Below are 12,682 nucleotides of genomic sequence, written 5' to 3' on the forward strand. Positions count from 1 at the left end.
GTCAGCTTTGGATGCCTTTTACCCGCGAGTCAATCACTGAATGTCCAATCAGTTTTGCGGCGCCCAGCATCTGTCTTTGCACCAGTGCTGAGTCCTTGTAATAGATGATTTTCTGGCAGTAAATTGGCGCGTGACCAGCGACAAACACCAGCTCATCGGCCGGTGGAAGGCGCATGGTTTCATCCGGTGTCAGCAAGGGCCGCTGGCTCAACTGTTCATTCGTGCTGACATTGTTCAGCACCACGCTCAGGCGTGAACCCGAGAAATTTCTTTGGGTGTGGGCAACCGTGGAGGCACCGCTCATTTTGGAGAGCAGCTCAGCCGTCTCGATTTTGTTGGGCGCGAAGGCAATCCGGATGTGGCAATTCGACAGGATGGATTCGTCTCTTGAGTAGGCCTTTGTCAACTGGGACAGGTCTTGTGTGATCAACAAGGCCTTGAGCCCGTAGCCAGCGATAAACGCCAGGGCCTCCTCAAAAATTTCAAGTTTTCCCAGCGCCGGAAATTCGTCAATCAGCAGCAGCATCTTGTGCGGGAACCGCGACCTGGAAGCGCCGGTTTCGTCAAACTCCATTTTCTCAGTCAGGCGACGCACCACCTGATTGATGACAAGCCTTAAAAGTGGCTTCAGGCGGTCTTTGTCTGAGGGTGGCACGACCAAGTACAGGCTGGTCCTGCGCTGCATCAGTGACTCGATCGTGAAGTCCGAGGTACTGGTGTTGGCCGCCACAATCGGATCACGATACAGCGACAGGAACGACAGGGCCGTTGACAGCACGCCAGAGGCCTCGTTGGAGGCCTTGTTCAAAAACGACTGGGCAGCTTGCGAGGCGGTTTTCCAGGCGACCAGTTCCACATCGGTGCAGTGACCCGCGCCGATCCTTTCGTAGCCGATGTCCCGGATGTATTCCATTACCGCCCGGAAGCCCTCGGCAATTTTGGTTTTTTCATCGGCATTGGTGTCTTTATCTGCAGCCAGTCGCTCAGCCAGCTCGCGCACCGGCCCCCCGTCCGACAAAATGGCTTGCACGGTTGACAAATTGCGCTGTGCATCCACCAGTTCATCGGACACCAGCACGAAAATGATGACCCCTGTCATGAGGTCAAAGCCGGTTTTTGCCCAATGGTCCTGCAGGCCTTTTCCGTCGGGGTCAACGATCATGGTTGAGACGTTTTGCACGTCCTTCACCAGGTTGTCGTCAAGCCGAATTTCGGACAGCGGATTGAAGCGTGCCGAATCCGTTTCTGATGGCGAAAACCGCAGGCAGCGTTGCTTCAAGACCCTTTCACGAAAGCCGGAAGTTAGGGCCCAGTTTTCGCCCTTGATGTCATGTACCAGTACTGATTCTGACCAGGACAACAGTGTCGGCACCACGATACCAACACCTTTGCCTGAACGCGTCGGAGCGAACACCAGAATGTGTTCCGGACCGCTATGGCGCAGATACACGGTTTTGGCTTTTGCGCCAAATGGGTTGAAGCCGGAATTCTTGACGGGAATGTCAACTGCACCCAGCATCACACCGCCAACGTTTGCCAGTGTTGGCAAGATACCGGCCGCTTCGATTTCGTCTGCCACGGCCCAATGGGCCGAACCGTGCAAGTCATTGCGTTCGTCTTTCAGCTTGCGAGTTCTGCGGAAAACGTAAGCCACGGGGAAAACAATGGCAGTCATTGCACCAGCAGCCAGCATCACTTGAGCCGTCTTGATGACGGACATGACATCCGGTGATGAGTCTGGCCGGAAGTACCGAAATATCCAGATCAGGATGTCCCAAGGCCAATAAATCCGTGTCTGGCCAAGCATCGCGGCGGGCGTTCCAAGTGTCGGGTGAAAACGAAACTGCCAGGCGGTGTATTGCGTAACCAGCACGAAGGTCAGCGCGGTGACCAAGCCAAAGATCAGAAAGGCCACCCAAACGAAGCGCGTGATGTCCCCTTGGGTTCGGGGAATGACGTAGAGCTGCTGTCGCTGCGACCTGGACATGCAGGGCCTTCAGTTCCTAAATTTCCAGCTCAGTTTCAGCTTTAGCTACTTTTTTCACCCGGGCTTTCGAAGGCTTCAGGACTTCCTCTTTCACCGGATCGACCTGCACTTCATCCGCCACCAGGCCAACGTCTTTTTCGACCTCAACGACCAGACTTTTCTCAAGCAAATAGTCCACAGCCTTTGACGCGTCTTTCGCTGCCGCAAAAACGGCGTGTTTGTCACCTTTGAGGGTCTCAAGCCACGAACCGATGTAGGCAGCATGATTTTTATCGTCAAACGGCACGCCAGTCTCAGCACTGGCGAAAGCGCTGCACAACTCTGCAACCAATTCTTCACGGGCATACTCGCTCGTACCAAAGCCGTTTGCGAGAGGGCGACTCAGCCTGTTTTCACCGCCGGTGGCGTGGCCGAGTTCATGCAATAGCGTGCCAGCGTAGGCTTCAGGGCCTTCAAATTGATCAGGATTCGGCATTTGAACGGCATCGCGCGCAGGCGAGTAAAAAGCCCGATCACCGCCATGGCCAAGCTTCAGTCCGTCGAGCTTCATACCGCTGGCGATTTTTTCCACAGCAGCGATTTTCTCCACGGCGGGGCGGTCTTTTGTTGTGGCAATGGGTTCAAGTGACAAGCCGTTGCATTGCTCGACGTTGAAGGCATGGCTGGTTTTTTCGAACAGCAAGCTCAAGGTTCGCTCTGCTTGCCTCCAACTGTATTTGGTCCCGTCAGACTCCACCACCAATTGGCGGGTGTCCACCTGAAGTCCACTGGCAAGTTTGACGGTTTGCGCATTTTTTCCCGGTGCTTCAGCCAGCGTCACCCGCGCGCCATTGTGTGTGATGTCCACGTCCCGGCGGCGATGAAAAGGCAACTCGTCCCAGTATTCAATGGGCGTTGACTTTTCACCTTTGGTGACGCCGCCGCCCAGGCTGGTTGCCTGCTTATAGGTCAGCCAGCGTGGATCGGCATAGCCTTTGTCCATCCCCTGCATCATCAGCATGAGCCGGTTACCACCGCTATAAATGCGGCCGGAAACCGCATTGCGGGGCAGGCCGGCAGCGACACCACCTTCATTGGTCCACCCCTTGCGCCAGGGCATGACGCCCGACTCCAAGGAGGCGACGATGCGTTCCGTGATTTGCTCACGCAGGTCCTTTTTGGCCTCAGTCATGAGGCACCTCGACAAAATCCAAGGCGTCAACGTCATCATGCTCAGGGCTGATGAGATCGATGCCGAGTTTGTCGGCATCGCGAACCGAATGCACTTCAGAGTCGGCCGGGATGTCCAGTTCGGCCATCGTTTGCGGGGAGAGGGTTGTCAATGCTCGCATGGTTTTTCCTTAAAAATGCCCTTTCCAGTCGGGCGTTGTGGTTCAAAGTTCAATACCTTCCTCCAATGTGTGTTGGCGGGCCTTGGGCATTTTTTCTCCGACCTGAAAGGCGTTTTCCTGTTCGAGTGCCTTTTCTTTTATGTCCTCAGCCACTTCAGGTGCGGCCTTTTTCCGCTCCTCCAAAAAGGCATCTCGCACGTAGTCACCCGACGTTTTGAAATACTGCGCAATCTTGTTCTTCTGCGCTGGTTCCAGCGCTTCGCGTTCCCTGATGACGCGGTCATCACGCACCATCACCACATCCGTTCCAAGCTGCGTGAGCTTGCCGTCCGTGTCCAAAATGCCTTTCTCTCGCAGCAGGTCGACAGAACCAGGTTCAACGCCACCGTTTTGCTGTTCAAGGTCAGCCCTGGCAATTTGGTGAATTGCCTGGTAGCCCAAATCTTTGATACTGGCGTTGGCCGCAAGCATGCGTTCATCAGACATTGAAATCTTGTCTTTGCCAACCAGATCAATCCCGGCCACAGGATTTTTCGTCAATACATCCGTCGTTCTTTGATCGGCACGGAGAACGGACTTGCCCACACGCGCAATCGTCAGGTTTATTGCCGGATCACCCGTGATGCCAGCTTCAACACTTGGGATACGCGCGCGTTCAAGCCCTTGGGCGACCTGTTTACCCCTCATCCAGGCCCTCAATACCTCGGGCTCAGCGTTTTGTAACGGGTAGCCCAATTTGCCAGAGATTTCCGCTGCACGGACTTTGAACGCGGTATCACCGGTCAGCAGCAGGCCTTTGTCGATGTCAAACTTTTTGGCGGCAATCTTGAGTGCCGCCTCAACGTCGCGATCATCGGTTTTACGCACATCCAGGCGGTCACCGACATCACGCACGGCCACCGTCAAGCCGCGCGTGTATTCCATCACCCCGTCCTTGCCTTCACGCGCATGCAAATCAGCCAGAACAATGTTGGGTGCTGTTTGTTGGGAGATGCCTTCCAGGCCGGAATCCGGTGCCTTTTCTGCTTCCTCAATCAGACTGTCAAAAATGGGGTCATCGGGTTGTTCAAGCTTTGCATCTTTTAGGAAATCAAGCCAGCTTTCCGGTTTGGCCAACGTGCCATCCAGTTCGCGAGCGGCCTTGTCTTTTTGGGCGTAATAGCCCTCAGTGAGTTTGGCAAGCTCAATGGCCACCGACGCGGAAATCGATTGCTCAGAGGCACCCAGCCCCTTCAGTCTGGTTTGCAGATCGCCACGGGTTGCTTCAATACCGGACTGCAATTGCAGCCATTTTTCGCGGTATTCCTGTTCGTGCTGATCAATCCCGCCATTACGAATTTCTCGCTCGGGTGCCGTTTTGGCTTCATACGCATCCAGCAGGGCCATTCGCTTTTGTTGCTCATCAGTCAAGTTTTCCATAGGGGCCTTTCAGGTGGAAACTCATCGACCACCCGAATCAGGCGGGGTGCAGTCGATCAGTGGAATGGTTAGCGCGGGTCCCCATCGGCCCTCGTTGGCTGACTTTTGAACCAGTGCATTGCGAAAGGCCTGGTCATCCTCATAGTCGGCACGCCACTTTCCCTTTTGTTGCAGCCATGGTTTGGCTGCATCGAGCGATGCGCGCCGCTTTTGAATCAAGGTTTGGTGTTCGGGCGTTAAGACACCATAGCCTGCATACACTTTCCAACCCAGGAAATTGCCGCTTGTTGATGCACAGCCCCACCCAGTGGGTGAATTGGGAATGCACGCGGCGTACGAAAAAGTTGATCCCAGTGCAGGCGTTTCAACGTAAGTGGGGAACCCGCCGGTCGTCCAGGCCACCCAGCCACTGGGTGTCAAAAAGGCCGCCGGGTAACCTGACACCCCCGGGTCTTCGATACCCACCCAAATGGCACCAGGCAGGCCTACATCAGATGCGGCAACGGTGCCACTGATCGACACTGACGCTGGGGCGGGGTCATACGTCGTGCCAGCGCAAAAGACGTTACCGCTGACGGTTTGGGCCATGGCGGCCATGCCGTGGGCTAGCAGCAACGTGAGAACGGAATTTTTCAGCATGGGACGGCATTCCTTTCAGGAAGGCCAATCCAGCATCAAAACTTTGGGGGAAGGTGGTAAACCCCCGCTGGACTGGCTTTACCCATACCGCGAAGGCGCAAATGCAATGCCAGGACGATCTTCCGATCCCATCGGAAACGCCCCTCAATTTGAAGATGTTCAATGCCCGGTTAACCAGGTCACTCATACCTGCCAGTTCCTGCGGTTTTCGCCTGAAAGATTTCGAACTGCCGATCCAAGACGAGAGCGAGGTTCAGTTATATAACTTATCGGTCGGGTTGCTCCAATGCAGTCGGTCGGGCGTACACCGAAAAGTCGGCAATGTGGCGTTGATTTCGCCAACCGGAGTACCCGGACGCGCTGCTTCCAGACATTGAGGTCAGTTGCTCCATTGCGGCCATTGGTCGAGCCAAATACTCAATACCAGTCGGTCATTCTGTCAGAGCGACCGATGGACATGGTCGACACAGCACCTGTGCAGTTACCGGCAATACAGTTCACGCCTGCCGATGCATCGTCCCGATCAGGTACCACCGTTGAGTTTTGGAACTACAGATCAGCCCAAGCTGGACACATACAAAGCTCTCAGTCAACGCAGCTCGATCAGCAGGTCCTTGGCATTCACCGTTTCCCCGGTGCGCACATGGATGGCGTGCACCGTGGCCTCGCGCTCGGCGCTCAGCATGGTCTCCATCTTCATGGCTTCCATCGACAGCAACGGGTCGCCCTTGGCCACTTTCTGCCCGACCTTGACCGCCACTGTGACCACCATGCCCGGCATCGGTGCGCCCACGTGTTTGGGGTTGCCCTCTTCAGCCTTCGGTTTGGCTTTGACCGCGCCCAAGCCCGCCTTGTGGACCTGCACCGTGCGCGGCTGCCCGTTCAGTTCAAAGAAGACCTTGATCTTGCCTTCTTCGTCCACCGTGTCCGAGCGGCCGGTCTGGCGCACCACCAGGGTTTTGCCCTTGTCGATGTCAATGGCGATTTCTTCACGGTCCAGCAGGCCGTAGAAAAAGGGTGAGGTTGGCAGCAATGACACGTCGCTGTAGTCGCGCCGATGTTCGGCATAGTCCTTGAAGACCTTCGGATACATCAAATAAGAGGCCAGGTCGGTGTCGCTCACCTTGCGGCCAATGGCGTGTTCGGCCTCCAGGCGTTTGGCATCCAGATCCATGGGGGGCAAATGGTCGCCAGCCCGGCATTGCATGGGCGCTTCGCCGCGTAGCACTTTCTTCTCCAACGGCTTGGGGAAGCCATCAGGTGGAAAGCCAAGCTCGCCCTTGAACAGCGAAATCACTGATTCAGGGAAAGCGATCTCACGCGCAGGGTTGCTGACATCCTGCGGTTTGAGGTCATTGGCGACCATGAACAGTGCCATGTCACCGACCACCTTGGAAGTGGGCGTGACCTTGACGATGTCTCCGAACAGGATGTTCACGTCGGCATAGGCTTTTGAGACTTCCGGCCAGCGGTGCGCCAAGCCCATGGCACGGGCCTGTTCGCGCAGGTTGGTGTATTGACCGCCAGGCATCTCATGGTTGTAGACGTCCGAGGTGCCTGAGCGCATGTCGGCCTCAAACGGCACATAGGCACGGCGCACACCTTCCCAGTAATGTGACAGGGCCTGCATCGCTTGCAGATCCAGACCGGAGTCGCGGGTCGAGCCGCTGAGTGCTGCGGCAATCGAGCCCAAGTTGGGTTGTGAGGTCAGACCGCTCATGGCGTCCAGCGCGCCATCGACCGCATCACACCCGGCATCAATCGCTGCCAGTACCGAAGCGGCTGAAATACCGCTGGTGTCATGGGTATGGAAGTGAATGGGCAGCCCCACCTCTTGTTTGAGCACCCGCACCAGTTCATGGGCGGCACGCGGTTTGCACACGCCGGCCATGTCCTTGATGCCCAGAATGTGGGCGCCGGCTTTTTCCAGTTGTTTGGCCAGACCAACGTAATACTTGAGGTCGTACTTGCTGCGTTTGGCATCAAACAGGTCACCGGTGTAGCACAGCGCACCCTCACACAGGGCACCGGTCTCGATCACCGCGTCCATCGCCACCCGCATGTTGTCGACCCAGTTGAGGGAGTCAAACACACGAAACACATCCACACCGTTCTTCGCAGCCTGCTGGACAAAATAACGCACCACGTTGTCCGAGTAGTTGGTGTAACCCACCGCGTTGCTGGCACGCAGCAGCATCTGAAACAGGATGTTGGGGGTGGCTTCGCGCAGGCGGGCCAAGCGCTCCCACGGGTCTTCTTTCAGGAAACGCAGCGCCACGTCAAAGGTGGCACCGCCCCAGCACTCCATGGAGAACAGCTGCGGCAACATGCGGGCGTAATGCGGCGCAATGGCGGTCATGTCATCCGAGCGCATGCGGGTGGCAAACAAGGACTGGTGCGCGTCGCGCATGGTGGTGTCAGTCAACAACACCTGCGGCTGGTCTTTCATCCATTGGGCGAACTGGTTCGGGCCAAGCTCTTTGAGGCGGTCACGCGTGCCTTTGGGAATGGGGGCGGTCAGGTCACACACCGGTTTGATCGGCAGGGACAGCGGCAGCTGCGGCAGCGTGCGGCCTTTCATCTCGGGGTTGCCGTTGATGGCTACATCACCCAGGAACTTGAGCAAGCGGGTGGCGCGGTCGCGCCGCTTGACAAAGTTGAACAACTCTGGCGTGGTGTCAATGAAACGTGTGGTGCATTCACCCGAGCGAAACAGCGGGTGGGCGATGACGTTTTCAAGGAACTGCAGGTTGGTGGACAGGCCGCGCACGCGGAACTCACGCAGGGCGCGGTCCATGCGGGCGGCGGCTTCATCCGGCGTGTGGCCCCAGGCGGTGACCTTGACCAAGAGCGAGTCGTAATACGGGGTGATCACGGCGCCAGCGTAAGCGGTGCCGGCGTCCAGGCGGATGCCAAAGCCCGCCGCACTGCGGTAGACGGCAATCTTGCCGTAGTCCGGGGTGAAGTTGTTTTCCGGATCTTCGGTGGTGACGCGGCATTGCAGGGCGTGGCCGCGCAGGCTGATGTCTTTCTGGAATGGGATGAAGGAGTCGTCGTCACCGACCCTGGCGCCTTCAGTGACACGGATCTGCGCCTTGACGATGTCGACCCCAGTGACGACTTCGGTCACGGTGTGTTCGACCTGAATGCGTGGGTTGACTTCGATGAAGTAATACTTGCCGCTGTCCACGTCATACAGGTATTCGACCGTGCCGGCATGGCTGTAGTGGGCAGCGCGGGCCAGGCGCAAGGCGGATTCACAGAGTTCCTGGCGGGTGGCTTCATCCATGTAGGGGGCTGGGGCGCGCTCCACCACTTTTTGGTTGCGCCGCTGCACCGAGCAGTCGCGCTCAAACAGGTGCACCAGGTTGCCGTGTTGGTCACCCAGCACCTGAACTTCCACATGGCGGGCGCGGCGCACCAGTTTTTCCAGATAGACTTCGTCGTTGCCAAAAGCCGCCAGGGCTTCGCGTTTGGCCAATTCCATCATCGGTGCCAGGTCGGCTTCGGTCTCGATCACGCGCATGCCGCGGCCACCGCCGCCCCAGCTGGCTTTGAGCATCAGCGGGTAACCCACGATGAGCGCCATGGCTTTGGCGCCTTCGATGTCATCCGGCAAGGCACCAGTGGCAGGCACCACCGGCACACCGGCCGCAATCGCCACAGCACGCGCGGCGACCTTGTTGCCCAGCGTGCGCATCACATCGCCTTTGGGACCAATAAAAGCGATACCGGCAGCCGCGCAGGCATCGGCAAAGTCCGGGTTCTCACTCAGGAAGCCGTAGCCGGGGTGAATGGCGTCTACTTCTGCTTCTTTGGCGATGCGGATGATGTCGTCAATGTCGAGGTAAGCTGAGATTGGTTTTTTGCCAGCCCCGACCAGGTAAGACTCGTCAGACTTGAAGCGGTGCAGCGCAAAGCGGTCTTCATTGGAGAAGATGGCCACCGTGCGGATGCCCATCTCGGAGGCTGCGCGCAGCACCCGGATGGCGATTTCGCTGCGGTTGGCGACAAGGATGCTTTTGATTTTTTTCATGGCGAATTAGAAAAATTTGTGGGTCAGACCACTTGCGCAGCGACGAACTCTAACCCCAACTGATTAGAAAACGGAAAGGGACGCAGGTGCCGAAACACCTGCGTCCCAGAAGGCTTGAACTGGCAGCGCGGTTGGTGCCTCAGCACGGGCACCCGCAGTGGTGCAAGCTTTGTGCCTAGCAGGCTGCTAGCGCCCCAAATCTTTGGCGGTGACGCCGGCGATGCCCCAGTTTTCCTTGGGCACCTCGGTGATCCAGACGCGCACGTTGGCGATGGGCGCATCCACGGCCTCCACCAGCGCGGCGCTGACTTTTTCGATCACGGCGCGCTTTTGCTCTTCGGTGCGGCCTTCCATGAGGTAAATCTGTGCGAACGGCATGGTCTGAATCCTGTTATGTCAAAGTTAATAAATTAAACAAAACGGATGCTGGTGCTGCCCATGCCTTGCACACGGAGGGTCACGTTGTCACCGGCCTTCACCGAGACGGCTTCGGTGATTCCGCCGGACAGGATCAGCGTACCAGCCGGAATGAATTCTCCGCGTTCGACCAGGTGGTTGGCCAAGGCCGCAATCGCCGCTGCCGGATGGCCCATCACGGCCGCACCGGCACCAAAAGCGACGGGCACGCCATTTTTTTCCAGCACGATGCCGACCGTGCGCAGGTCGGCACCCATCACACGCATCGGTTGACCACCCACGACAAAACGCGCCGCCGAGGTGTTGTCGGCCACCACGCTTTTGAGGTCGAACTTGAAGTCGCGGTAACGGCTGTCGATCACCTCGATGCCAGGCATGACGAAGTCGGTGGCGGCCAGCACGGCGCCAATGTGGCAGCCGGGGCCACGCAGGTCGGTCTTGGTGACAAAAGCAATCTCGGGCTCGACCTTGGGATGGATCAGCTCGCTCACCTTGCACTCACCGCCATCAGGCACGGCGTAGTCGTCGGTCATGAAGCCAAACACCGGCGTGCTGACGCCCATTTGCTTCATCTTGGCGTGTGAGGTCAAACCGGCCTTGAGGCCAATCACGCGCAGACCACGCGCCATTTTGCGCCGACGGATTTCGTCCTGAATGGCGTAGGCGTCGTCCCAGTCCATGTCGGGATGGTTGTCGGTGATTTTGGTGGTGTCTTGTTGCTGCAGTTGGCAGTCTTCCAGGCGGTCAGCAAGGGCGTTGATGGTGTTGAGATCGAGTTTCATAAGGTTCTTGCAAATGTTGAGTTGAGGTCCGCACCCGAAGGCAAGGCAGACCGGGGCATTGTTGGAGCAGCGAAGGCGCCGCTCCAACAAAGTCTGATGCTTAGGCCGCTTGGCGCTGGCGCGCCAAGGTCATGGCGGTATCTTCAATCATGTCTTCCTGGCCACCCACCATGCCGCGGTGTCCCATCTCGACCAAGATGTCGCGTGCGCTGACGCCATACTTCTTCTCGGCCCGTTTGGCAAACAGCAGGAAAGAGCCATAAACCCCGGCATAACCCAAGGTGAGGGCGTCACGGTCAATACGGATCGGGAAATCCATGATCGGCACCACCAGGTCTTCGGCCACGTCCTGGATCTTGTAGACATCCACACCGGTGCTGATTTTCATGAGGTCCAGCACCGACACCAGCACTTCCATCGGCGTGTTGCCAGCTCCCGCACCCAAGCCGGCGGCGGCCGCGTCAATGCGCGTGGCACCGACTTCAATGGCGGCAAGCGAGTTGGCCACGCCCATGGCGAGGTTGTGGTGGCCGTGAAAGCCGAGCTCGGTCTCGGGCTTGAGCGCAGCACGCACCGCGCTCAGGCGGGCTTTTACGCCGTCGGGCAGCAGGTGGCCGGCCGAGTCGGTCACGTAAATGCAGTTGGCACCATAGCCTTCCATCAGTTTGGCCTGGGTTACCAGCTTCTCGGGGCTGGCCATGTGCGCCATCATCAAAAAGCCCACGGTGTCCATACCCAGAGTTCGGGCCTTTGTGATGTGCTGTTCACTCACGTCGGCTTCGGTGCAGTGGGTGGCCACACGGATGGTGGATACACCCAGGTCTTTGGCCATCATCAGGTGATCAACGGTGCCGATGCCGGGCAGCAGCAGGGCCGAAATCTTGGCCTGCTTCATCAGCGGGATAACCGCGCCCAGGTATTCCTCGTCGGTGTGTGCCGGAAAGCCGTAGTTGACGGACGAGCCGCCTAGGCCATCGCCGTGGGTCACTTCGATCAGCGGAATGCCTGCGTTGTCCAGCCCGCAGGCGATGCTTTTCATCTGGTCCAGCGTCATCAGGTGGCGCTTGGGGTGCATGCCGTCGCGCAGGGTCATGTCGTGCAGGGTGATTTTTTTAGCTTGTGTCATGGTCGTTCTCCAGGGTGGGGTCAGGCTTGCACGGGTTTGAGCGTCAAGCGACCGGCGATGATTTCTTCGGCAAACATCTCGGCCGTGCGGGCGGCAGCGGCCGTCATGATGTCGAGGTTGCCCGCGTATTTGGGCAGGTAGTCACCCAGGCCTTCCACTTCCAGGAAGACCGACACACGTTTGCCGTCAAACACCGGGCCGTTGACCAACTTGTAGCCGGGCACGTATTTCTGAACTTCCTTGATCATGGCGTGGATCGATTCGGTGATCTTGGCCTGGTCCGGTTCGGTCTCGGTCAGACAATGCACGGTGTCGCGCATGATCAGCGGCGGCTCGGCCGGGTTCAGGATGATGATGGCCTTGCCTTTTTTCGCACCACCCACCTTCTCGACCGCGCTGGCGGTGGTGCGGGTGAATTCGTCAATGTTCTTGCGCGTACCGGGGCCGGCGGATTTGCTGGACACGGTGGCAACGATTTCACCGTAGGCCACGGGTTGCACGCGGCTCACCGCTGCCACCATTGGGATCGTCGCCTGGCCACCGCAGGTGACCATGTTGACGTTCATCTCACCTTTGCCAACATGCTCGATCAGGTTCACTGGCGGCACGCAAAACGGGCCAATGGCCGCCGGGGTCAGGTCAATCATCAACGCGCCCAGGGCGTTGACCTTGCGGCTGTTTTCTGCGTGCACATAGGCACTGGTGGCGTCAAAGACGATTTGCACACCATCTGCCACCATGTGTGGCACCAGGCCGTCCACGCCCTCAGACGTGGTTTTGATGCCCATTTCGCGGGCGCGCTTGAGGCCGTCTGAGTTGGGATCAATGCCTACCATCCAGACAGGCTCCAAAACCTTGCTGCGTTGCAGCTTGGCCAGCAGGTCGGTGCCAATGTTGCCGGGCCCGATGAGGGCACATTTGATTTTTTTCATAAAAATTCCTTCA

10 protein-coding genes are annotated in these 12,682 nt (G+C 57.9%); all 10 read right to left on the reverse strand.

The genetic code is table 11. From position 1 onward, the window contains the following. Position 1: 1 nt before the first annotated feature. Entirely contained in the window at positions 2-1,987 is a 1,986-nt protein-coding gene (locus C5P05_RS07890) for a type IV secretory system conjugative DNA transfer family protein (RefSeq protein ID WP_114969310.1), read from the reverse strand. A gap of 16 nt (positions 1,988-2,003) precedes the next feature. Continuing rightward, positions 2,004-3,197, reverse strand: coding sequence for an ArdC family protein (locus C5P05_RS07895; protein ID WP_332871340.1), 1,194 nt, complete (start codon positions 3,195-3,197; stop codon positions 2,004-2,006). Then, positions 3,151-3,318, reverse strand: a complete 168-nt coding sequence (locus tag C5P05_RS34015) for a hypothetical protein (protein WP_198674666.1) — start codon at positions 3,316-3,318, stop codon at positions 3,151-3,153. The genes C5P05_RS07895 and C5P05_RS34015 overlap by 47 nt, the downstream gene beginning before the upstream one ends. A gap of 42 nt (positions 3,319-3,360) precedes the next feature. Beyond that, the gene (locus C5P05_RS07900; protein WP_114969312.1) at positions 3,361-4,737 is read right to left on the reverse strand and encodes an LPD7 domain-containing protein; all 1,377 of its coding nucleotides are present in this window, start codon (positions 4,735-4,737) and stop codon (positions 3,361-3,363) included. Between the two features lie 21 nt (positions 4,738-4,758). Further along, positions 4,759-5,376, reverse strand: coding sequence for a hypothetical protein (locus tag C5P05_RS07905; RefSeq protein WP_114969313.1), 618 nt, complete (start codon positions 5,374-5,376; stop codon positions 4,759-4,761). Between the two features lie 589 nt (positions 5,377-5,965). Further along, on the reverse strand, positions 5,966-9,412 hold the full coding sequence (locus C5P05_RS07910; RefSeq protein ID WP_114969314.1) for a pyruvate carboxylase: 3,447 nt from the start codon (positions 9,410-9,412) through the stop codon (positions 5,966-5,968). 186 nt (positions 9,413-9,598) lie between these two features. Further along, positions 9,599-9,790, reverse strand: a complete 192-nt coding sequence (locus C5P05_RS07915; protein WP_114969315.1) for a 2-hydroxymuconate tautomerase — start codon at positions 9,788-9,790, stop codon at positions 9,599-9,601. Positions 9,791-9,822: 32 nt separating this feature from the next. Then, a complete protein-coding gene (gene dmpH / locus C5P05_RS07920) occupies positions 9,823-10,611 on the reverse strand; it encodes a 2-oxo-3-hexenedioate decarboxylase (protein ID WP_114969316.1) in 789 nt (262 codons plus the stop codon). Between the two features lie 100 nt (positions 10,612-10,711). Next, positions 10,712-11,737, reverse strand: coding sequence for a 4-hydroxy-2-oxovalerate aldolase (gene dmpG, locus C5P05_RS07925; protein ID WP_114969317.1), 1,026 nt, complete (start codon positions 11,735-11,737; stop codon positions 10,712-10,714). Positions 11,738-11,757: 20 nt separating this feature from the next. Then, positions 11,758-12,669: an acetaldehyde dehydrogenase (acetylating) gene (locus tag C5P05_RS07930; protein ID WP_114969318.1), complete on the reverse strand. Its 912-nt coding sequence runs from the start codon at positions 12,667-12,669 to the stop codon at positions 11,758-11,760. Positions 12,670-12,682: the final 13 nt, after the last annotated feature.

Source organism: Rhodoferax ferrireducens, from assembly GCF_003347515.1.
Classification (GTDB): Bacteria; Pseudomonadota; Gammaproteobacteria; order Burkholderiales; family Burkholderiaceae_C; genus Rhodoferax.